The sequence below is a fragment of the Dyella sedimenti genome (assembly GCF_022760995.1).
Classification (GTDB): Bacteria; Pseudomonadota; Gammaproteobacteria; order Xanthomonadales; family Rhodanobacteraceae; genus Dyella; species Dyella sedimenti.
Window position 1 is genome coordinate 117,598 of record NZ_JAKWJO010000001.1, and the last position, 20,898, is coordinate 138,495.

The 20,898-nt window shown below is 69.1% G+C and carries 20 protein-coding genes; 7 read left to right on the forward strand and 13 right to left on the reverse strand.

Going from position 1 to position 20,898, the window contains the following annotated elements; all coding sequences use genetic code 11:
• Positions 1–8: 8 nt before the first annotated feature.
• The 9 genes from cydX to nosZ form a co-directional block, all read right to left on the reverse strand.
• Positions 9–131 (reverse strand): cytochrome bd-I oxidase subunit CydX, encoded by a 123-nt coding sequence (gene cydX / locus MJ605_RS00580; protein ID WP_243038840.1) that lies wholly within the window; start codon positions 129–131, stop codon positions 9–11.
• Between the two features lie 15 nt (positions 132–146).
• Positions 147–1,277: a cytochrome d ubiquinol oxidase subunit II gene (cydB, locus tag MJ605_RS00585; RefSeq protein ID WP_243038842.1), complete on the reverse strand. Its 1,131-nt coding sequence runs from the start codon at positions 1,275–1,277 to the stop codon at positions 147–149.
• 10 nt (positions 1,278–1,287) lie between these two features.
• Complete coding sequence (locus MJ605_RS00590) at positions 1,288–2,871, reverse strand: cytochrome ubiquinol oxidase subunit I (protein WP_243039989.1); 1,584 nt, start codon at positions 2,869–2,871, stop codon at positions 1,288–1,290.
• Entirely contained in the window at positions 2,871–3,098 is a 228-nt protein-coding gene (gene cydP, locus MJ605_RS00595; protein WP_243038843.1) for a cytochrome oxidase putative small subunit CydP, read from the reverse strand. Before cydP ends, MJ605_RS00590 begins: the two co-directional genes overlap by 1 nt.
• Positions 3,099–3,346: 248 nt before the next feature.
• Entirely contained in the window at positions 3,347–4,669 is a 1,323-nt protein-coding gene (gene pepQ, locus MJ605_RS00600; RefSeq protein ID WP_243038845.1) for a Xaa-Pro dipeptidase, read from the reverse strand.
• A 132-nt stretch (positions 4,670–4,801) separates the two neighbouring features.
• Positions 4,802–5,161: a PilZ domain-containing protein gene (locus MJ605_RS00605; RefSeq protein ID WP_243038847.1), complete on the reverse strand. Its 360-nt coding sequence runs from the start codon at positions 5,159–5,161 to the stop codon at positions 4,802–4,804.
• A gap of 1 nt (position 5,162) precedes the next feature.
• Positions 5,163–7,433 (reverse strand): DUF1631 family protein, encoded by a 2,271-nt coding sequence (locus MJ605_RS00610; protein WP_243038849.1) that lies wholly within the window; start codon positions 7,431–7,433, stop codon positions 5,163–5,165.
• A gap of 174 nt (positions 7,434–7,607) precedes the next feature.
• Positions 7,608–8,735, reverse strand: a complete 1,128-nt coding sequence (locus MJ605_RS00615; RefSeq protein WP_243038865.1) for an FAD:protein FMN transferase — start codon at positions 8,733–8,735, stop codon at positions 7,608–7,610.
• An 88-nt stretch (positions 8,736–8,823) separates the two neighbouring features.
• The gene (nosZ, locus tag MJ605_RS00620; RefSeq protein ID WP_243038867.1) at positions 8,824–10,770 is read right to left on the reverse strand and encodes a TAT-dependent nitrous-oxide reductase; all 1,947 of its coding nucleotides are present in this window, start codon (positions 10,768–10,770) and stop codon (positions 8,824–8,826) included.
• 243 nt (positions 10,771–11,013) lie between these two features.
• On the opposite strand from nosZ, the gene MJ605_RS00625 reads away from it, so the two are divergent.
• Genes MJ605_RS00625 through MJ605_RS00655 form a run of 7 tightly spaced genes read left to right on the forward strand, consistent with a single transcriptional unit; the run spans position 11,014 to position 17,803 of the window.
• Positions 11,014–11,442, forward strand: a complete 429-nt coding sequence (locus MJ605_RS00625) for a c-type cytochrome (RefSeq protein ID WP_243038869.1) — start codon at positions 11,014–11,016, stop codon at positions 11,440–11,442.
• Positions 11,443–11,469: 27 nt separating this feature from the next.
• The gene (locus tag MJ605_RS00630) at positions 11,470–13,644 is read left to right on the forward strand and encodes a 4Fe-4S binding protein (protein WP_243038871.1); all 2,175 of its coding nucleotides are present in this window, start codon (positions 11,470–11,472) and stop codon (positions 13,642–13,644) included.
• The gene (locus MJ605_RS00635; RefSeq protein ID WP_243038873.1) at positions 13,641–14,897 is read left to right on the forward strand and encodes a nitrous oxide reductase family maturation protein NosD; all 1,257 of its coding nucleotides are present in this window, start codon (positions 13,641–13,643) and stop codon (positions 14,895–14,897) included. Before MJ605_RS00630 ends, MJ605_RS00635 begins: the two co-directional genes overlap by 4 nt.
• Positions 14,887–15,813 carry an ABC transporter ATP-binding protein gene (locus MJ605_RS00640; RefSeq protein WP_243039990.1) on the forward strand — a complete coding sequence of 309 codons (927 nt, stop codon included), beginning with the start codon at positions 14,887–14,889 and terminating at the stop codon, positions 15,811–15,813. The genes MJ605_RS00635 and MJ605_RS00640 overlap by 11 nt, the downstream gene beginning before the upstream one ends.
• On the forward strand, positions 15,810–16,640 hold the full coding sequence (locus MJ605_RS00645; protein WP_243038875.1) for an ABC transporter permease: 831 nt from the start codon (positions 15,810–15,812) through the stop codon (positions 16,638–16,640). Before MJ605_RS00640 ends, MJ605_RS00645 begins: the two co-directional genes overlap by 4 nt.
• Entirely contained in the window at positions 16,637–17,143 is a 507-nt protein-coding gene (locus tag MJ605_RS00650; protein ID WP_243038877.1) for a nitrous oxide reductase accessory protein NosL, read from the forward strand. The genes MJ605_RS00645 and MJ605_RS00650 overlap by 4 nt, the downstream gene beginning before the upstream one ends.
• Before the next feature lie 12 nt (positions 17,144–17,155).
• Complete coding sequence (locus MJ605_RS00655) at positions 17,156–17,803, forward strand: hypothetical protein (protein WP_243038885.1); 648 nt, start codon at positions 17,156–17,158, stop codon at positions 17,801–17,803.
• Between the two features lie 22 nt (positions 17,804–17,825).
• On the opposite strand, the gene hemW is transcribed toward MJ605_RS00655, so the two are convergent.
• Genes hemW through rph form a run of 4 tightly spaced genes read right to left on the reverse strand, consistent with a single transcriptional unit; the run spans position 17,826 to position 20,849 of the window.
• Positions 17,826–18,992 (reverse strand): radical SAM family heme chaperone HemW, encoded by a 1,167-nt coding sequence (gene hemW, locus MJ605_RS00660; RefSeq protein ID WP_243038894.1) that lies wholly within the window; start codon positions 18,990–18,992, stop codon positions 17,826–17,828.
• Between the two features lie 4 nt (positions 18,993–18,996).
• Positions 18,997–19,596 carry an RdgB/HAM1 family non-canonical purine NTP pyrophosphatase gene (rdgB, locus tag MJ605_RS00665; RefSeq protein ID WP_243038896.1) on the reverse strand — a complete coding sequence of 200 codons (600 nt, stop codon included), beginning with the start codon at positions 19,594–19,596 and terminating at the stop codon, positions 18,997–18,999.
• A gap of 3 nt (positions 19,597–19,599) precedes the next feature.
• Entirely contained in the window at positions 19,600–20,109 is a 510-nt protein-coding gene (locus MJ605_RS00670) for a GNAT family N-acetyltransferase (protein WP_243038906.1), read from the reverse strand.
• Between the two features lie 8 nt (positions 20,110–20,117).
• The gene (rph, locus tag MJ605_RS00675; protein ID WP_243038916.1) at positions 20,118–20,849 is read right to left on the reverse strand and encodes a ribonuclease PH; all 732 of its coding nucleotides are present in this window, start codon (positions 20,847–20,849) and stop codon (positions 20,118–20,120) included.
• Positions 20,850–20,898: the final 49 nt, after the last annotated feature.

Genomic DNA, 20,898 nt, shown 5'->3' on the forward strand with positions numbered 1-20,898 from the left:
CTACTTCCCTATGACCTCGGCCCCTTCCGCCGATGCGCCTCGTCATCGGCATGCACCTCGTACCACATCGCATTGAGGATGCCGAACGTACAAGCCAGGCCGAGGCCGAGGATCCAGGAGAAATACCACATGATGTCGTTCCTCTCTCAGTAGCCGTGGCCGGACTGGCGCACGTGGTCCAGCGTGACGCGACCGCGCAGCACGCGGTAGACCCAGCCGGTATAGATGATGATGAGCGGGATGAAGATCACCACCATGGCCAGCATCAGGCCCAGCGTGCCCTGGCTGGAGGAGGCATCCCAGATGGTCAGGCTGGAGCGCGGGTCCAGGCGCGAGGGCAGCAGGAATGGGAACAGCGCGAAGCCGGCGGAGAGGATGGTGCCCGCCACCATCAGGCTGCTGGCGATGAAGCAGGCCAGGTTCTTCCTGCCCACGCTCAGCTGCACGCCGATGGCGCCCGCGAACGCCAGCACGGGAGCGAGCCAGAACCAGGGGTATTGCATGTAGCTGGCGAACCAGCTGCTGCCGTGGGCGACCTGCTTGTGCAGCGGATTGGAGACGCCGTCGGTCACCACCGGGCCGACGATGGCGTAGCCGGCCACGCCGTAAGCCAGCCAGATGCCGGCCAGCACGAAGCACACCGCGTAGGCCAGGGTGGTCCAGCGCGCGACGCGCACGGCGCGGTCGGCCACCACGTGGTCGGCGCGGTAGGCGGCCCAGCAGGCGCCGTGGGCCAGCAGCATGGCGAGCGAGACCAGGCCGGCCAGCAGGGCGAACGGGTGCAGCAGTTCGAAGAAGCTGCCGTGCCAGCTCATGCGCAGGTTGTCGTCGAACTGGAACGGCACGCCGAGGAACAGGTTGCCGAAGGCCACGCCCGAGATCAGCATGACCACCACGCCGGAGGCGGTCAGTACCCAGTCCCACAGGCTGCGCCAGCGCGCATCGCGGACCTTGCCGCGGAAGTTGAAGCCCACCGGGCGCAGGATGAAGGCCAGCAGCACCAGGAAGATCGCCAGGTACATGCCGGAGAACGACACCGCGTACAGCGCCGGCCATGCCGCGAATGCCGCGCCGCCGCCCAGGATGAACCATACCTGGTTGCCTTCCCAGGTGGGCTCGATGGTTTCCAGCAGCACCAGCCGCTCGTCGTCGCTGCGCCCGAGCACGCGCAGCAGCGCGGCGATGCCGAAGTCGAAGCCGTCCATGACGGCGAAGCCGATCAGCAGGATGCCGAGTAGCGCCCACCAGATCACCCGCAAGCTTTCATAATCGAACATGGCGTGCTCCTCAGACGCCCGCGTGGGCGGCGACAGTGGCGACGGGCGGTTCGGGTTCGGCCGGCGGCCACAGCCCCAGGCCATCCGGTCCCTTCCTGGCGTACTTCACCATCAGCACCGCGTCGACGACCGCCAGGGCGCTGTAGAACAGCACGAAGCCGCCCAGCGAGGTCCATACCTGGCCCGCCGTCACGCTGGATACGCCCAGCGCGGTGGGCAACACGCCCTCGATGGCCCAGGGCTGGCGGCCGTACTCGGCCACGACCCAGCCCAGTTCGGCGGCGAGCCAGGGCAGCGGCAGGCTCCACAGCGCCAGCTTGAGCAGCCAGCGGCGCTTGTCCAACTGGCGCTTGCTGGCCTGCCAGAACACCACGGCGAACAGCGCGATGAAGTAGAAGCCGCAGGCCACCATCAGGCGGAACGCCCAGAACAGCACCGGCACGTTGGGGATGGTGCTGTCGGCGGCCTTCTGGATATCCGCCGGCGTGGCCTGGCGCGGGTCATCCATGAAACGCTTGAGCAGCAGCGCATAGCCCATGTCCTTGTCGTGCGCGGCGAGAATGGCCTTGGCCTGCGCGTTGTCCTTGTCCTGGCGCAGCACCAGCATGGCGTCGTAGGCCAGGATGCCGTTGTTGATGCGGCCCTTGGCGTCCTCCACCAGGTTGGCGATGCCGGGGATCGGCTTGTCGATCGAGCGCGTGCCGATCAGGCCCATCACCCAGGGAATGCGCAGGGCGTAGTGGGTGGTGTGGTTCTCCACGTCGGGGATGCCGAACAGGGTGAACGAGGCCGGCGCCGGCTCGGTCTCCCACATGGCCTCGATCGCGGCCATCTTCATCTTCTGGTTTTCCGACACCGCGTAGCCGGATTCGTCGCCCAACACCACCACCGACAGCGCGGCGGCGAGGCCGAAGCTGGCCGCCACCGTCATCGAGCGCTTGGCGAAGTCCACGTTGCGGCCGCGCAGCAGGTACCAGGCGCTGATCGACAGCACGAACATCGAGCCGAGCACGTAGCCCGCGCTCACCGTGTGCACGAACTTGGCCTGGGCCACCGGGTTGAACAGCACGTCGGCGAAGGAGGTGACCTCCATGCGCATGGTGTCCGCGTTGAAGGCCGAGCCGACCGGGTTCTGCATCCAGCCGTTGGCGACGAGGATCCACAGCGCCGAGAGGCTGGTGGCAAGCGCGAGGAACCAGGTCACCAGCAGGTGCGCCACGCGCGAGATGCGGTCCCAGCCCACGAAGAACAGCCCGACCAGGGTGGCCTCGAGGAAGAACGCCATCAGGCCCTCGATGGCCAGCGGCGTGCCGAACACGTCGCCGACGTAGTGGGCGTAGTAGGCCCAGTTCATGCCGAACTGGAATTCCATGGTGACGCCGGTGGCGACGCCCATGGCGAAGTTGATGCCGAACAGCACGCCCCAGAACTGCACCATGCGCTTCCAGACCTCGCGCCCGGTCATCACGTAGACGCTCTCCATGATGGCGAGGATCCACACGATGCCCAGGGTGAGCGGCACGAACAGGAAGTGGTAAAGCGCGGTCAGCGCGAACTGCAGACGCGAGAGCGTGACGACATCGGGATCGATGATCATGGGCTGTCCGTGTGCGGAGAAGTGGAAGCGGAGGCCGGCGCGAGCAGGTGCTCGATCGTGGCTGGACGGGTGTCGGGGCGTGCGTAGTGGGCCGTGGCCACCCACCAGATCAGGGTGAGCAGCACGAGCTTGGCGAGCACCAGCAGGACCAGTTCGCCCGCCAGCCGGCGTAGGGGGCGCCGCGACAACTCGACGCGCACCGGATTGACGGACGGCATGGACATGCGACAAGCCCCTTGCTCTACCTGGGGCGAGCATACGCAACCGGCGTGAAGTTGTCGTGCGGAGGGTTGCCGCAGCGGCGGATGGCCGCAAGGGCTGGCGCGACGGGTGCCGTTTCTGCGGGATGGGGCCGGCCCAAACCATCCCGGCGTGCCCAGGCTGCCCCTCCCCTGCCGTGCAGGAGAGGGTTGGGGAGGGAGCTCCGTGGCCATGCCGAGAGGTTGAACAAGCCCTCGGCGCCCTCCCGGGATCAGGTCAGCGCGAACGCATCGCGGGTCAGGTTTTCCGGCGCGCCGTGGGTGCAGACCACGTCGTCCTCGATGCGGATGCCGCCGTAGGGACGGAAGAAGTCCACCCTGGCCCAGTCGATGTCGGCCGCCGCCGGCGTGTCGCGCAGTTCTTCCAGCAGCATGTCGATGAAGTACAGGCCCGGCTCGATGGTCACCACCATGTCCGGTTCCAGCACGCGGGTCATGCGCAGGTAGGGATGGCCCGGCGGGCGGGCGATGGTGCCGCCGTGCTCGCCCTGCTGGAAGCCCGCCACGTCGTGCACCTGCAGGCCGATCGGATGGCCCAGGCCGTGCGGGAAGAACGCGGCGGTGACGCCCGAAGCCACCGCGCTTTCCGCGCTCATGCGGATGATGCCGTGCTCGTGCAGCACGTTGGCCAGCACGTGGTGCGCATGGATGTGCAGTTCCGGATAGCTCTGGCCGGCGCGCACCTTGGCCGCGAAGCCCTGCTGGGCCGCTTCCATGCTGTCGACCAGGGCCTGGAACTCGGCATGGCCGTAGGCGGCGTAGGTCCGCGTGATGTCGCTGGCGTAGCCGGCCGCGCTGGCGCCGGCATCGATCAGGAAGGAGCGGCTCTGCGCCGGCGCCTTGCGGTCGAAATGCGTGTAGTGCAGCACCGCGCCGTGCTCGTTGAGGCCCACGATGCTGGCGTAGGGAAGTTCCGCATCGATCTGGCGCGCCGTGGTGAGGTAGGCCATGTGGATGCCGAACTCGCTCTCGCCCGCGCGGAAGGCCTGCTCGGCGGCGCGGTGGGCGCGTGCGCCGATACGGCTGGCCTCGCGCATCAGTTCCAGTTCGTAGGGCGTCTTGTAGGAGCGGTGCCAGTGCAGGTAATCCATCACCGCCTGCGGGTTGTTGGCCTCGGCGCCCGGCACCGCCGGGCATTCGGGGCCGATGATGGCGCGGCGGGCGCTGGCGCCGGGCAGCAGCGCCACCGCATCGGCGGCGTCGCGCACGATCTCGATGTCGAAGTGCTCCACCCAGTAGCCGCTGGGCGCGGCGGGCACCACGTGCCAGTAGTCCTCGGGCTGCAGGAACACCAGCCGGGGCTTGTGGCCGGGCGTGTAGACGATCCAGCTGCCCGGGGTGCCGGTCAGCGGCAGCCAGTGGCGGAAATGCGGATTGGCAACGAAGGGGTAGTCCTGGTCGTCGAGGAACTTGCGCAGCGGCGTGCCCGCCGCGATCACCAAGTGATCGAATCCGCCCACGGCGAGCGCCTTGTCGGCGCGTTCGCGCAGGGTGGCCAGGTGTTGGGGATAGAGCGAGGCGAGACGATCGTGCATGGCGGCTCCGTACGATCCTGCGGCGCATGCTGCGTCGGGCAGGGGGGAAGAAGAGGTCATACATGATGGCGCGCGGGCCCCAGGGTTGCCAGCCGCCCCACTTCCGGAGACGGGAAGCGCGACCTCGCGGAATCAACCCTGCCCCGGCTGCTCCAGCCACGCATCCAGCAGCGCGGCGTCCCGGTCGTCGATGGCCACGATGCGGTAGCCGGCCCAGACCTGGCCCGGGCTGGCCGCCGCCTCGTGCCATTGTTCCTGGATGCCGACCTCGATGACCTGCGGCGCACTGCCCAGGCCGGGCAGGGAGAGGCTCACCTGGTAGATCGCCTCGGCGCGCGGCGGTTGCGCGCTGATCAGCAGCATGCCGTTGGCCGAGAGGTTGCCGAGGTGGCCGATGGGCTGGCCACTGATGACATCGGTGACCACCGCGGTGAAGTTGGCGTGCTTGCGCAGGGCGCGGCGCTGGTCGATGGAGGCGATGTTCTCGGTCACGTCAGGCTCCATGGCGTACGGGCACCGCAGGCGCGCGGGTGACAGGGCGCAGGTGATGGGCCAGGGCCTGCCAGGCGCGGTCGAGCAGGTTCTCGCGCACCTGCGGCATTTCGCGTACGCGGCCGCAGGCCATCTCGTGCGCCAGCTGTTCCAGCGTCATCTCCTCGCTGCGCAAGCCGCGCCGGGTGACGAACAGGCTGTTGCCCGTGACCGGCGAGTACCATGCCAGCTTGCGCTGGGTGACGTTGCCGTTGCCGGGGTCGATGAATTCGAACCAGGCGCCGAACGGCAGCTGCCGCAGGCGCTGGTGGATTCGCCGTTCCGGCGATTCGGGTGCCGGCGGCGGCGGAGCCGGCGTCGTGGCGGGCGCCGGCGGCTCCGGCGCGGCGTGCTCGCCCAGGCGCTGATGCTGCTTGAGCCTGAGCGCCAGCTCGGTGGCCGTGGCGCCTTCCTGGGCCACCGGCGCGGCGGCGGGAATGCCCAGCAGGCGTTGTGCCACCTGCACGGCTTCTTCCGCGTGCATGCCGATCTGCTGCAGGCCCGATTCGACCTCCGCCTGCAGCAGGGGGCGATCGGGCACGGGCAACTGGCCGAGCAACTGGTCGGTGACGCGCAGGCGCAGGGCGAAGGCTTCGCTGTCCTCGCCGTGGCGCAGCAGGGTCAGGGCCAGCACATCGGACCAGGCGCGCTCCAGCAGGGTGCGCAGCAGGCCGCGCGGGTGGCAGCGCTCGAAGCGCCCGGCCATCAGCGCGGCCGCGCGGCGGCGTGCCTGCTCCAGCCGTTCGCGGCCCTGCATCGCCTCCACCTGGCGGCGCTCGGCGATCTGCGCCTTGCGGTTAAGCAGGGTCAGGTGATGCTCGATGTCGGCCAGCAGGCTGGTGTAGAGGCCGGTGCTGGGCGGTTCGCGCCGCGCGCGGTCCACCAACTGGTTGAGCTTGGCGGCGAGCGTGCGGTCGCCTGCGCCGTCTGGGCCGTCCAGCCAGTCGTTGGCGGCCTCGGTGACCATGCCCAGCAGCTTGCGCGCGGGATGCTCGCGCTGGTTGAAGAAACCCTCGTCGGCTACCGCCATGCGCAGCAGCGGCAGCTGCAGGTCGCCCAGCAGCGAGTGCGCGTTGCCCTTGCGATGCAGTTGCTGGCTCAACTGGTCGAACAGCATGGCCACCAGTTCCACCGTGTCGCCCTGTTCGTCGCTCAGGCGCATCGGCGCGGCGCCGGCTGGCTTGCCGGCGTTGAGCTGGGCGAGCAGTTCCTCGCGCAGGGCCTGGGCGCTGAGCAGCTCGCGCCGGGCCTGGTCGGTCACGTCGCTGACGTGCAACTGCAGGGCGTCCAGCGCCAGCTGCAGTTCTTCCGCCGAGGCGGCCCGTCCGTCGGGCTGGTAGTTCAGCGCGCCCTGGCCGGCGCGATGTTGGGCCAGCAATTCGCGCAGGCTGTCCAGCACCGCGATGTTGTCGCTGCGCGCGGGGGCCGTTTCCGCGGCGGCGGCCGGCGCATGGCGCGCGAAGGCCGGGGTGGCCGGTTCCGCCGCCGCGCCGCGGGCCGGCCGTTCGCCATGGATCCGGGGCGGCGCGGGAAAGGCGCGCAGCTGCGGCAGGATGCCGTCCGCGCGCAGGTGTTCGTTGACCGTGTCGTAAAGCGTGCCCAGCGCCTGCACGACCATGCCGTCGAAACTCTGCAGGGCCAGCAGGCGATGCTCCACCGGCAGCTCCAGCGGCGCGCAGGCATCGCGGAAGGAGACCGCCAGCGCTTGCGGGCCCAGCGGCAGCGCTTCGCCTTCCAGTGGCGGCTGGCTCACCAGGACCGCGAAACGGTAGCCCAGCTCAAACAGCGGGGGACCCAGGCGGGCCTCGCCGCGCGCGACCAGCTTGTCCAGCGCCACGGCCTGCTCGTGCTCGGTCTGTTCCAGCAGCGCCAGCGGGCGCCGCGCCGTGTCGGTATCGTCCGGCGCCGCGACGGGAACGCCGAGCCGGCTGAAATGCTCGCGCAAGCCCTGCAGGAAGCGCCGCTCCACCGTCCCGCGCTGCTGCTGCATCAGCTGGCGGCTATACAGGCATTGCTGCTGTTCCAAGTGGTTGCGGGAACGCTCGGCCTGCGCGTACAGGCGCTGCTCGGCGTCGGACAGGCAGGCGCGCAGGGGCGCCTCCAGCCAGCTGGTGCACAGCGCGTGGACTTCCTCGATCAGCCGGCGCGCGCGCGGCGCCCAGCCAGCATGGTCGGGACGGAGGTCCCGCTCGGACACGAATGGCTGGCGTCGACCCTGCTGTTCGACATCCATGACAGACCCTGTCAGTTCCCCCCGGAATGGACCGAGTGTATGTCGCTTCCCGCAGGCCCGCCATCGGCTGGACGGGGGAGGCCGTGCGGCGGAAGTCCCGGCATGGCGGAACGTGACGGGCCGCAAGCGGTGGCCGTGATCCGCTGCCGCCGGTGCTAGTCGACCGGAGCATCCCTAGAGGCCGGCGGGCAGCACCGCCGCGGGTTCCGGCCCGGCGGCCCCGCGGCGGCAGTCGAGCGACGCCCGCGGGATGAGGCTGAGCGAGCCGGCGGGCAGGTCGGCGTGCAGCCGGGCCAGCATGCCCGGCGTGATGTAGATCCGGCCGTCGTGGCCCACCAGCACGGCGCAATTGAGCTGCATATGGCCGGCCAGCCGCGCGAAGCCTTCCGGTCCGGCCACCATCAGGGCGGTGGCGGCGATGTCCGCGAACACCGGGGCGTCGCTGAGCACGCTGGCGGCGGCGCTGGCCCGTTGCGGCCGGCCGGTGCGGGTATCGACGATGTGACCGAGGTCGGCCGCCTCGACGCGGTGGCGCTGGTAGTCGCCCGAGGAGGCGAGCGCCTCGCCGTCGGCCAGGTCGATGCTGCCGAGCAGGCCGCCGGGCTTGCCCACGCCGACGTGCCAGGGACGGCCATGGTTGTCATGGCCGAGCGCCATCACGAAGCCACCCAGGTAGACCAGGGCGTCGTGGATGCCATGCCGCGCCAGCAACTGGCTGACCTGGGCGGAGGCGTAGCCCTCGGACAAGCCGTTGATGTCCAGCGCTACGGCCGGATTGGTGGCATTGATGGTGCCGTCGTCGGCGATGCGCACGTCGTCCATGCCGGGATGCGCCACGAGCCATGCCTTCAGGGTGTCGTCCGAAGGGGCGGGCGTCTGCACCGGATAGCGGCTGGTATGGAAGCCCCAGGCGCCGATCAGCCGCCCCGCGGCGGCATTGAACAGTCCGTCAGTCTGGGCATAGCCGGTCTTGGCCCGGCGGACCAGATCGGCGAGGTCGGGTGGCACGCGGTAGGACTGTCCGCGCGCGAGTGCATCGTTGAGCCGGGTCAGCTCGCTCGGTTCCCAGGGATGCCAGGTGCGATGGTCGTGCACGAACAGGCGGCCGATGTCCTGCAGGGCCGCATCGGCATCGTCGCGGTCGCGCGTGCGCAGCTCGATGCGCGCGCGCGTGCCGAACACCAGGTATTCGCCCTGCATGGGCTGGAGCGGGCGCAGCCACAGCAGCGTGCCGGCGAGCAGCGCGATGACCGCCAGCACCGCCGCCGCGCGGATCGCCAGGGTGAGCGGGCGGGCCTGCATCGATGCTCCAGGGAGCGGGCGGGCACGGGATGTGCCCGCCGCGGAAAGGGAGGGGTGCCGCCGGGGCGGCACCTGGTGGTGGCAGGCGTCAGCCTTCCACGATCAGCCGCGAGCGCATCTCCAGGTGCAGCGCGTGGCAGAAGTGCAGGCAATAGCACCAGAACACGCCCGGCTTGTCGGCCACGAAGGTGACCGACTTGGTCTCCTGCGGGTTGACGATGAAGGCGATGTTGTACTTGGGAATGCCGAAGCCGTGGGTGAGGTCCTCCACCTTGTCGTGGTTGGTCAGGGTGATGGTGACGATGTCGCCCTTCTTCACGGTGAACTCGCGCATGGAGAACGCCGGCGCCTGCGAGATCAGCCGGATGTGCACCTTGTTGCCGTTGCGCTCGACCGTGCTCTCTTCCTTGGTCTTCACCGCGTTGGGGAACTCGTCCAGGTCGTAGATCTGACGCGTCTTGACGACATCGGCGCGAATGATGATGCCGTCGTGCGGCTCGGAATAGGCGGAGTGGTCGGCGATCAGCTTCATCTTGTCGCCGGAGATGTCGATCAGCTGCTCGGTCTCCACGTGCAGCGGGCCCACCGGCAGGAAACGGTCCTTGGAGAACTTGTTGCCGGAGTTGTAGAACTTGCCGTCGGCCTCCTTGGTCTCGCCCATCGAGGCGAAGCCATGGCCCGGCTGGTACTGCACGTCGATGGCGTCCAGCAGCACCTTGGCGTTGGCGTCGCCCTTGAACTGGGCGATGGCGGCCTCGATGCTCCACTTGGCGATCTTGCTGTCCAGGAACAGCGTGGTGTACGCGTTGCCGCGACCGTCGAAGCCCGTGTGCAGCGGCCCCAGGCCGATGTTGGGCTCGGCCACCACGGTGTCGCGCGGCTTGGCCAGCTCGCCGTCGAACCACTTCTCGATCAGTGACAGGTCGATCACCGAGCAGGTGGGCGAGAGCTTGCCCGAGCAGACGAAGTACTTGCCGTCCGGGCTGGCGTTCACGCCGTGCGGGTTCTTGGGGATCGGCACGTAGCAGGTCAGCGCGGTCCTGGGATCGGCGTTGGCCTCCTTGCGGCCGTCCACCACCGGCACCTTGGACGTGCCGATGGTGGTGGCCTTGCCGGCCGCGATGGCCTGCTCGATGCGCGCGATGTGGAAGAACACGCAGGCGTCCTGCTCGGCGGACATCATGTCCTCGTAGTGGACCGCGTTCTCGGTGTTGTACTGGTTGGAGGCGGCGAACTTGCCATCGTAGCTGGTGGCCACCAGGTCCATGTTGCCGTCGATGCGGCATTGCCAGCGCACTTCCATGGTGTGCGCGTCGATGCAGGAGAACAGGCAGCCGTACTTCTCCGGCGAGTTCAGGTCGCGGCCGTCGTTGGGCAGCGGGATGTGGAACTCGGCACCGGCGAACACGCGCGTGGTGTGGTTGATCGAGGCGTCCACCGGGTCGCGCTTGTCGGGGAAGATGCCGTGGTGGCCCTGCACGTTGGGCAGCTCCACGATCTTGTCGGTCTCGAAGGTGTCGCCGCGGATGCGGGCCACGCGCGAGTGCAGCTTGTCGTTGACGTAGAAGTACTTGCCGTCGTACGTGCCGTTCTCGTAGGAGCCGTGCACGTGGTGGGTGTCGCCGGTCCAGTAGTTGAGCTGGCCATCGGGGCGCGTGCCGATGATGGCGCGGGACTCATTGGTGATGCCCCAGCCCACCATCGGATCGATGTTGAACACGGGGACGCGCTTGATGGTGCGGCCCGATGGGCAGCCGATGACGCGCACCTCGCCGGAATGGCCGCCGGAGGACAGCAGGTAGTAGGAGTCGAGCTTGCCTGGCGGCACCTCGTAAGGGTTCGCCCCGGCGGAGGGCGCCGGCGCGGCCGCCGGCAGCGACGCCTGGCCGCCGGTGGTCGGCGACGGGGCGCCACAGGCCGTCAAGCCGAGCACGGCGCCCGTGCCAGCCAGTCCCGCCATGGCCGTGGTGCCCAGGAATTTCCTTCGGCTTGGGTCGGCTGCCGAGTAGCCGTCGTTCGTCACTTTCCCGCTCATGTGCGCATCCCTCGTTGGTCACGTCTGTTCCGGACGATGGGGGACTCTAGGTGGCGTCACCCGGGCGACGAATGACGCAGGTCAGGCGCCGACACCCTTTTGGGAAAAACCGTCCGCGCGGATTGCCACAGGGCTGACGCACGTCAAGGTGAATTGCCTTAGGCGCTGTTCTCATGCCTGTGTCGTCCAACGATGCGCTTCTCTGCGCGGTTGGACCCACATCCGTATCAGGGAATGCCATCCATGAAAGTCCGATATCCAGGCGGTCCGCTTGCCATCGTGGCGGCCGCGCTGCTCGCCGCGTGCGGTTCCGGCCAGCAGGGCGCCCCGCAGGCCGAGCCGTCGTCCGCGCCGGCCGCCGCGGCGCAGCCGGCCCCCACGCCCGCGGCGGATGCACCGGCGGCGGCCGCTGCCGCGCCCTCGCCTGGCGAGAAGGTCTACCAGGGCACCTGCGTGATGTGCCACGGCAGCCCCGCGGTGGGTGCGCCGGTGATCGGCAACAAGGCAGACTGGGCGCCGCGCATCGCCCAGGGCAAGGATGTGCTGTACGCGCATGCGTTGCAGGGCTTCACCGGCGAGAAGGGCGCCATGCCGGCCCACGGCGGCAACCCCAGCCTCAGCGACGACCAGGTGAAGTCCGCGGTCGACTACATGGTCAGCCGGGCGCAATAGCGGAGACCTCCCGTGGATGGGCAAGCCTTGAACCGTAGACCCGGTCCGGCGGTGTCGCGCCGGCACCGGCCGGGATGGCTTTGCATAGGGCTGGCGATGATGTGGCTGCTGTCCGGTGGCCGGGCGCGCGCGGGCTCGTACGAGGCCGAGCTGCCGGCCGCCCTGTTCGCCAGCCCGGACTTGTGCCGCTATGCGCCCTGCGCCAGCGTGCTGCCCCAGGCGGAGCGGTTCTCGCTGCGCAAGGGCCAGCCGGCCTACGTGGAAGGATTGAGGCGGCGCGACGGGCATGACGAAGTGGTCGGTTACGTGTTCCTCTCTACCGATACCACGCCGGATGTGGTCGGCTACTCGGGCAAGCCCATCGTCACCCTGATGGGCATGGACGCGCAGGGGCGCATCGCCGGCGTGCGCATCCTGCGCCATAGCGAGCCGATCCTGCTGGCCGGGATCCCGGAGGAAAAGCTGGTCGACTACGTGGCGCAGTACGTGGGCAAGCCCGCCGGCTCGCACTTCGAACTGGGCCGGGCCGATGGCACCAATGTGCCGATGGAAGCCATCAGTGGCGCTACCGTCACCGTGCTGGCCGAGAACCAGATGGTGGGGCGCGGCAGCTATGCGGTGGCGCGCCAGGTGGGCCTGGTCCGCGCGGTCGAGCGCCCGCAGGCACGCTTCACCGGGGCCGCCGCGCCGGCCGACTGGGCGGGGCTGGTCGCCGAGGGCAGCGTGGGTCACCTCAAGGTGATGCCGGAGCAGGTGGGCGAGGCGCCGTCCGCGCGTCCCTTCGTCGACTTGTGGTTCGGTTATCTCAATGAGCCGTCGGTGGGCAAGCGGTTGCTGGGCGAGTCGGGTTACCAGCGCCTTCTGGTCGACCTGAAGCCGGGCGAGCACGCGTTCTTCGTGATCAACGGTGGCAGTAGCTCGTTCAAGGGCTCGGCCTTCGTGCGCGGTGGCACCTTCGACCGCATCCAGCTCAGCCAGGACGAGGACAGCTACCAGTTCACCGACGCCGACTACCGCAACCTCTACCACCTCGACGTCGCCGGCGCCCCCGCCTACGAGGAGTCGGGCATCTTCATCCTGCACAGCACCTCGTTCTCCGCGGCGTATCCGTGGAAGCTGGCCTTCCTGTCCAAGCACGCCGGCAAGCAGGGCACGGCCGAGTACGCCAATTTCAATGCCTCCTACTGGACGCCCGCCCGCTACCTGCAGGGCGGCCGCCCTGCCATCGAGGTGCCCACGCCTGCCTGGGTGAAGGCCTGGACGGCCAAGAAGGGAACCATCGCCGCCTTCCTTGCGCTACTGGTATCGGTGGGCGCGTTCTATGCGTCGCGCATGCACTGGGCGGCGCGCGCCCGGCGCACGGACAAGCGCTGGACCCTGTGGCCACACATGGTCGCATGGGTGCTGGCGCTGGGCTTCGTCGGGACGCTGGAGCTGGCCCAGCCCTCGGTGGTGCAGGTGCTGACGCTGATCCACGCCCCATTCGACGGCTGGCGCTGGGATCTGTTCCTCAGCGATCCGCTGATCTTCCTGTTCTGGATCTTCATCGCCATCACCATCGCGCTGTGGGGGCGGGGCGTGTTCTGCGGCTGGACGTGTCCTTACGGTTCGTTGAGCGAGCTGCTCTATCGCGGCGCCCGCCGTCTTGGCCTGGGGCGCTGGCAGTTCGCGTTGCCGCCGCGCTGGCATCATCGCCTGCGCTGGCTCAAGTACGTGGTGCTGCTGGTGCTGGTTGCCGCCTCCTTCCATTCGATGGCGCTCGCAGAGCGCATGGCGGAGGTGGAGCCGTTCAAGACCACCTTCATGGTGCACGTGTGGAATCGCAGCTGGCCGTTCGTGCTGTTCTGGTCGGTGCTGGTGGCGCTGTCGATGTTCATGGAACGGCCGTTCTGCAAATACCTGTGCCCGCTGGGTGCCGCGCTGGCATTGCCGTCGCGGTGGCGCCTGTTCGGCCTCAAGCGCAAGGCGGAGTGCAGCACGTGCAAGGCCTGCGCCGCGGGTTGTGGTTCGCAGGCGATCGATCCGCAGGGACGTATCGATCCCACCGAATGCATGCAATGCCTGGACTGCCTGGTGCTGTACCACGACGACCATGCCTGCCCGCCGCTCAGCATGGAGCGCAAGCGCCGCGAGAAGGCCGGCCTGCCGCTTACGCCGATCGGGCGCGATGGCCACTTCATTCCGATCACGCTGGTCGAATGAAACGGCTCGCCATGTTCGCCCTGCTTGCCTCCGCCGTCGCACCTGTCGGAGCCGCAACGGTGCGCGTGCATCCGGGCCAGCGCATCGGCGAGGCCATCGCGCAGGCGGCCCCGGGCGACGTCATCGAGATCGAGCGGGCGATGTACGAGGAAAACCTGCGCATCGACAAGCCGCTGGCCCTGGTCGGCATCGGCCGTCCTACCATCAGCGGCAGCGGGCATGGCGACGTCATCCGCGTGGCCTCGCCGGACGTGCATATCGACGGGCTGATCGTGCGCGACAGCGGCGATGACCTGGGATTGCAGCAGGCCGGCATCTACATCCAGCCCGGCTCGGACCGCGCCGTGGTGAGCCATTGCGATTTCGCCCACGTGCTGTTCGGCCTTTGGATCGAGAAAAGCAATCAGGTCGTCATCGCCGACAACCTCATCACCGGCATGCGCGAGAAATTCTCATCGCAGCGCGGCAACGGCATCGAGCTGTACAACACCGAGGGCGCCGCGATCGAGCGCAACCACATCAGCTTCGTGCGCGACGGCATCTACGTGGATGTGTCCCATCATGCGCGCTTCGTCGGCAACCGTATCCACGACGCGCGCTACGGCACGCACTACATGAATTCCTACCACAATCTGTGGGAGGGCAACGAAAGCTTCCACAACATCGGCGGGCTGGCCCTGATGGAGGTGCGCGACATCGTCGTGCGCAACAACAGGGCCTGGGGCAACAGCAGCCACGGCATCATGCTGCGCACCATCCAGGACTCGACCGTCAGCGGCAACGTGACGGCCGGCAACGACGTGGGCCTGTTCGTCTACGACGCCGAATACGTCACGCTGCGCGACAACCTGGTGGTGGGCAACGCGGTCGGCGTGCACCTGTGGGCTGGCTCGTACCACAACGAGGTGGACGGCAACGACTTCATCGGCAACGGCGAGCAGGTGCGCTACGTGGCTACGCGCGACGTGCACTGGGGCACGCACGAGGGCAACTACTGGAGCAACTACCTCGGCTGGGACGCCGACGCGGACGGCTACGGCGACGTGCCGTTCGAGGCGAACGAGATCACCGACCGCCTGGTGTCGCGCTATCCCTTCGTGAAGCTGCTCGACAGCAGCCCCGCCTTGCAGGCGCTGGGGCTGGCCGCGCGCCAGTTCCCGCTGTTGCGGGTGGCCACCATCATCGACGCGCATCCGGCGATGCGTCCCCATCACGCCGATTGGAGCCAGTGGCTTGAACGCAGTGGTCGTTGAACTCGAAGGCGTGGTGAAACGCTACGGTGGCACCCCGGTGGTGCATGGCGTCAGCCTGCGTTGCGAACCAGGCGAGACGCTTGGCTTGGCCGGCCACAACGGTGCGGGCAAGAGCACGTTGTTCAAGATGATGCTGGGCATCCTCCGCGCGGACGAGGGCCATATCCACCTGTTCGGCGAGCCGTTGAACGGCCCCAGGGCGCGCGAGGTGCGACGCGCCATCGGCTACCTGCCGGAGAACGTCGCGTTGTACGACAACCTCAGTGGACTGGAAACGCTGCGCTTCTTTGCGCGCCTGAAGTCCGCCGATCCGGCCGCCTGCGAGGGATTGCTGCGGCGGGTGGGCCTGGAGCATGCGATGCGGCGCGCCGTGCGCGAGTATTCCAAGGGCATGCGCCAGCGCCTGGGTTTCGCCCAGGCGCTGCTGGGCCAGCCGCGCCTGCTGCTGCTGGACGAGCCCACCAACGGACTCGACCCGGAGGCCATCCATGCTTTCTACGGCGTGCTGCAGGAGCTCAAGCAGGGCGGCGCGACCATCATCCTCAGCTCGCACCTGCTGGCGGAGGTGCAGTCGCGCGTGGACCGGCTGGCGATCATGGCTGTCGGCCAGTTGGTGGCGCAGGGCACCGTACAGGCGCTGACCGCCGTGGCGGCGCTGCCGGCGCAGTTGCGGGTGATGCCGCGCGAGGAGGCGCGCGGGCGCGTCGGTGACGCCCTGCGCGCGGCGGGATTCGAGCCGATGGACCGGGCCGACGGTCAACTGCAGGCGGCCGTGCCGGCATCGCGTCGCCTCGCCGTGCTACGCGTGCTGGATGGGTTGGCCGATGCGTTGCTCGACTACGCACTGGCCGAACCCACCCTGGAGGACGTGTTCCTGTACCACCAGCGCGCCGCCGGCGCGGAGCGACGCGCATGAGCCGGCGACCCGACTGGCAGTGGCCACTGGTGTGGGCGATCGCCGCCAAGGAGTGGCGCGACCGCCTGCGCAACCGCTGGGTGCTGGCGGTGGCCGTGGTGTTCGGCGCCTTCGCCTTGCTGATCGCCTATTTCGGTGGCGCGCAGAGCGGCGTGGTCGGCCTGCGCAGCACGGCCGCCACGGTGGCCAGCCTGACCAGCCTGGCGATCTATCTGGTGCCGCTGATCGCGCTGCTGCTGGGTTTCGACGCGGTGGTCGGCGAGCGCGAGCGTGGCGTGCTCGACCTGCTGTTGTCGCTGCCGGTGCGGCGCGCCGAACTGCTGGTCGGCAAGTACCTCGGCCTGGCGGCGGCGCTGGCGATGGCCACCCTGATCGGCTTCGGCGCCGCGCTGGTGCCGCTGGCCAGGGGCATGGACGCCGCCGCCGTGGCGATCTACCTGCGCTTCGTGGGCACGGCCCTGCTGCTGGGGCTGGCCTTCCTCAGCATGGCGGTGCTGGTGTCCACCGTGGCCCGCGACCGCACCCGCGCCACCGGCGCGGCGATCGCGCTGTGGTTCGGTTTCGTGCTGGTGTTCGACCTCACCCTGCTGGGCGTGCTGGTGGCCTCGGCGGGGCACAGCGCCTCGCTGTGGGCGCCCTATGCGCTGCTGCTCAACCCGGCCGATGTGTTCCGCGTGATCAACGTGTTCGGCGCCGACGCGCTGCGCAGCTCGTTCGGGCTGGGCACGCTGCTGGCGCAGGGTTGGAACGCACCGGCCACCTTGTATGGCGCCATGGCGGCGTGGATCGTCGCGCCACTGGGCCTGGCACTCTGGAGATTCCGATGAACCCGATGCGTCGCCTGTTTTCCTTCTCGCTGGTCGCGCTGCTGGCGGCCTGTGCACCGCATGCCGATAGCCTTGGCCCGCTCGAGCCGCGCGCCGACGCCCATTGCGAACTGGACGGCATGCTGCTGGCCGATTATCCCGGCCCCAAGGGGCAGATCCGCTATGCGGACGGCAACACGGACTATTTCTGCGACACGCTGGAACTGCTGTCGATCATGCTGCGTCCCGAGCAGGTGCGCGCCGTGGCCGGCAGCTATACCCAGGACATGGCCCAGGCGGATTGGAACCATCCCCACGAGCACTGGATCGATGCCACGCATGCCTACTACGTGCGCGGTTCGCGGCGCAGCGGCAGCATGGGGCCGACCCTGGCCAGTTTCGCCGAGCGTGCCGACGCCGAGGCCTTCGCCCGGCAATACGGTGGCCAGGTGCTGGCCTTCACCCAGATCACGCCGGACATGGTGCGCCTCGATGGCGCGGCCGGCGGCAACGCCAACATGTGAGGGGAAAAATCCATGAGTGCCTTCTTCGAACACATGGAACCGGAGACCGCCACCACCATCGCCGACGTTTCGCGGCGCATGTACGACGTGCGCGAGGGACACAAGCGCCTGCTCGCCGATGTGGGATACGTGGATGCGGACGAATTGCTGGAGGCTGTGCGCCAGGGCGAGATGCCCGAGCATCCCGGCTACGAGGCCTGGCTCGCCATCCACCTGATGCGCGAGCGGGAGCATGCGCTGCGCGAGATCCTGGCCTGGCGCTGCCAGCTGGCGAATGGCGGACGGGGCGTGCCGGCACCGGCATCGGAACTGGCCGCGCTGGCCGCCGCGCTGCGTCCCGCGCTGCCCTCGGCGTTCCAAGGACGGATGGCGCTGAACCACGATGGCATCGCCCTCCACGGGCGGCAGGGCATGGAGGTGCTGGTGCGCATCCTGTCATCCGTGGCCTGGTCGTTCGAATGGCGCTGGGAGGGCGCCCTGTGGCGGATGGATACCGCGCCGGTCGCGCATCCCGGCGTCCATGCCCACGCCCATGTGCATCGGCCCGATGGCCGCGTGGTGGACGATCCGCTGCCGTTGCCCGCAGGACAGGACATTATCGAGAGGGTGCGGGTTTTCCTGGCCGCCGTCACGCGAACGCCGACGCTGGGCCTGGATTGAGCGTGCGCAGTCGAGCCGCGGGTCAGTCGAGAAAGGTGGCGATCACGTCGTTGAGGAAACGCTGGCCCAGCGGCGTGGTGTGAAGCCGGGCCGGATCGTCGTCCAGCCAGCCGCGCCCGCGGGTGGTGGCCAGCGCGGCGGCGATCCGTTCGGCGGGCAGGCCGGTGCGTTCGGCGAAGTCGGCCATCGGCACGCCGTCGACCAGGCGCAGGGCGTTGAGCATGTATTCGAACGGCAGTTCGTCGGCGGCCACCGGGCCGTCGCCGCCGATCCGGCCGGGCGCGCCCGGCGCGGCCAGGTAGGCCTTGGGATGGCGCGTCTTCCAGCGTCGGCGCACCTGGCCGGCGGCGACGTCGGTGAGCTTGCCGTGGGCGCCGGCGCCGATGCCCAGGTAGTCGCCGAAGCGCCAGTAGTTGAGGTTGTGCGCGCAGCGGCGGTCCGGCCGCGCGTAGGCGGAAATCTCGTATTGCCGGTAGCCGGCCTCGGCCAACTGGTGCTCGCAGGCTTCCTGCATGGCCCAGGCATGGTCGTCATCGGGCAGCGGCGGCGGGTTGGCGGCGAAGGCGGTGTTGGGCTCCAGCGTGAGCTGGTAGTGCGAGACATGCGTGGGGCCGAGCGCGACGGCGCGCGCCACGTCGGCCTGGGCACCCTCCAGCGTTTGCTGCGGCAGCGCGTACATCAGGTCGAGATTGATATTGGCGTAGCCGGCGTCCTGCGCCGACTTCACCGCCGCTTCGGCCTCGCTGGCTGAATGGATGCGTCCCAGGCGTCGCAGCTTGTCGTCGTCGAAGCTCTGGATGCCGAAGGAAAGGCGATTGACGCCCGCCGCGAGATAGCCGTCGAAACGGCCGTGCTCGACCGTACCCGGGTTGGTTTCCAGCGTGATCTCGGCGCCATCAGCCAGCGGCAGCCGTTCGCGCACGCCGTCGAGGAAGCGGTCGATCAGCTCCGGCGCGAACAGGCTGGGCGTGCCGCCGCCGAAAAAGATGCTGTGCACCAAACGACCGTGCGCCGCGCTGCCGAAGTCGCGCAGATCGGCATCGAGGTCGGCGAGCAGCGCTTCGACGTACTCGGCGTACGGCGGCGGCTCGCCTTTCACGCCGTGCGAATTGAAGTCGCAATATGGGCACTTCTTCACGCACCACGGCATGTGGACATACAGCGACAGCGGCGGTGCGATCAGTGGCATGGCTTCAGACGTGTGGCGCGCCCAGGCGCTGGCGAAGGTCGGCCAGCGCGCGGCCGCGATGGCTGATGCGGTTCTTCAGCCCGGGGGACAGTTCGGCCGCGCTCACCGTCTCGCCATCGGGCAGGAACAGCGGGTCGTAGCCGAAGCCGTGGATGCCGCGTTGCTCGGTCAGCACGCGGCCATGCCAGCGGCCTTCGGCGATCAGCGGGGCAGGGTCGTCCGCGTGTTGCACCAGTACCAGCACGCTGATGAAGAAGGCGCCGCGTTGCTCGGCAGGCACATGGCTCATCTCCTGCAGGAGCTTGGCGTTGTTCGCCGCATTGTCGCCGTGCGTGCCGCTGTAGCGGGCCGAATACAGGCCGGGTGCGCCGCGCAGGTATTCCACGCACAGGCCGGAGTCGTCGGCGAGTGCGGGCAGGCCACTGATGCGCGACGCATGGCGTGCCTTGAGCAACGCGTTCTCCACGAAGGTGAGACCGGTTTCCTCGACGTCACTGACATCGTACGCCGACTGGGGTACGACGCTGAGTCCGCTGTTGGCGAGCAGGTCGTTGAATTCGGCCAGCTTGCCGGGGTTGCTGCTGGCGAGGACGATGGGGGTCATGGTCTAGTCCGTGAGCAGGTCGAAGGCGGGGGCGTAGTCCACGCGGCCGCGATAGCCATCGAGGCCGCCGGAGTGCAGGGCGAGCGCCATGAAGGCATCGCCGCCGCCGTAGGTGTCGTGCAGGCTGGCGCGGGAGGCAGGCGTGAAGCCGAAGCGGGCGTAGTAGCCGGGGTCGCCCAGCACCATCACGGCGCGCATCGGCTGCTTCCGCAGCGCCTCCAGCGAATGGCGGATCAGCGTGCTGCCCACGCCACGGCGCTGCCATGCCGGCAACACCGCGACGGGCGCCAGGCCGAGCGCCAGGCCGTCGTCGCCATGCTCGATCCGTAACCGCGAAAACGCGACGTGCGCGACGACCGCGCCGTCCGCCTCGGCCAGCAGCTCGAAAGCATCGTCGCCATCGGCGCGCAGCCGGCCCACGAGTGCGGCCTCGTCGTCACGCCCGAACGCGGCACGATGGACGGCCATGATGGCGGCCAGCTCATCCAGGCGTGGCGGACGGATCACGATCATCCGCCGGCTTATGGCAGGTCCAACGCCGCACGCTGGGCGGCGACGAGTTCGCCGATGCCCTTTTCGGCCAGCACGAGCAGGGCGTCCATCTCGTCGCGGCGGAACGCATGGCCTTCGGCCGTGCCCTGCACCTCGATGAAACCGCCGCCGTCGTTCATCACCACGTTCATGTCGGTATCGCAGTTGGAGTCCTCGGCATAGTCGAGGTCCAGCACCGGCACGCCCTGGTAGATGCCCACCGAGACCGCCGCCACCGCGCCCACCACCGGGTTGCGGCGGAGGTTCTCGCGCTTCATCAGGAGGTTCACCGCGTCCACCAGGGCCACGTAGGCGCCGGTGATGGCGGCGGTGCGGGTGCCGCCATCGGCCTGGATCACGTCGCAGTCCAGCGTGACCACGCGCTCGCCCAGGGCCTGGCGGTCCACGCAGGCGCGCAGGCTGCGGCCGATCAGGCGCTGGATCTCCATGGTGCGGCCGCCCTGGCCGCCACGCGCGGCCTCGCGCTGCATGCGGGTGTTGGTGGCGCGCGGCAGCATGCCGTATTCGGCGGTGATCCAGCCCTCGCCCTTGCCGCGCAGCCACGGTGGCACGCGGTCCTCGATGCTGGCGGTGCACAGCACGCGGGTGTCGCCGAAGCAGACCAGGACCGATCCCTCCGCGTGGCGGGTGTAGTGGCGTTCGATGGTGACGGTGCGCAGCTGGTCGCTGGCGCGGCCGCTGGGACGGCGGGGGGCATTCATGGGAGGCGGGGCCATTGGGCAAGGCAGGGCGGGAAAGTTTACCATTGCC

Coding starts and splice junctions, on each gene's coding strand:
- cydX (WP_243038840.1), bottom strand. CDS start 131: ATGTGGTATTTCTCCTGGATCCTCGGCCTCGGCCTGGCTTGTACGTTC.
- cydB (WP_243038842.1), bottom strand. CDS start 1,277: ATGTTCGATTATGAAAGCTTGCGGGTGATCTGGTGGGCGCTACTCGGC.
- cydP (WP_243038843.1), bottom strand. CDS start 3,098: ATGTCCATGCCGTCCGTCAATCCGGTGCGCGTCGAGTTGTCGCGGCGC.
- pepQ (WP_243038845.1), bottom strand. CDS start 4,669: ATGCACGATCGTCTCGCCTCGCTCTATCCCCAACACCTGGCCACCCTG.
- MJ605_RS00610 (WP_243038849.1), bottom strand. CDS start 7,433: ATGGATGTCGAACAGCAGGGTCGACGCCAGCCATTCGTGTCCGAGCGG.
- MJ605_RS00615 (WP_243038865.1), bottom strand. CDS start 8,735: ATGCAGGCCCGCCCGCTCACCCTGGCGATCCGCGCGGCGGCGGTGCTG.
- nosZ (WP_243038867.1), bottom strand. CDS start 10,770: ATGAGCGGGAAAGTGACGAACGACGGCTACTCGGCAGCCGACCCAAGC.
- MJ605_RS00625 (WP_243038869.1), top strand. CDS start 11,014: ATGAAAGTCCGATATCCAGGCGGTCCGCTTGCCATCGTGGCGGCCGCG.
- MJ605_RS00635 (WP_243038873.1), top strand. CDS start 13,641: ATGAAACGGCTCGCCATGTTCGCCCTGCTTGCCTCCGCCGTCGCACCT.
- MJ605_RS00645 (WP_243038875.1), top strand. CDS start 15,810: ATGAGCCGGCGACCCGACTGGCAGTGGCCACTGGTGTGGGCGATCGCC.
- MJ605_RS00650 (WP_243038877.1), top strand. CDS start 16,637: ATGAACCCGATGCGTCGCCTGTTTTCCTTCTCGCTGGTCGCGCTGCTG.
- MJ605_RS00655 (WP_243038885.1), top strand. CDS start 17,156: ATGAGTGCCTTCTTCGAACACATGGAACCGGAGACCGCCACCACCATC.
- hemW (WP_243038894.1), bottom strand. CDS start 18,992: ATGCCACTGATCGCACCGCCGCTGTCGCTGTATGTCCACATGCCGTGG.
- rdgB (WP_243038896.1), bottom strand. CDS start 19,596: ATGACCCCCATCGTCCTCGCCAGCAGCAACCCCGGCAAGCTGGCCGAA.
- MJ605_RS00670 (WP_243038906.1), bottom strand. CDS start 20,109: ATGATCGTGATCCGTCCGCCACGCCTGGATGAGCTGGCCGCCATCATG.
- rph (WP_243038916.1), bottom strand. CDS start 20,849: ATGAATGCCCCCCGCCGTCCCAGCGGCCGCGCCAGCGACCAGCTGCGC.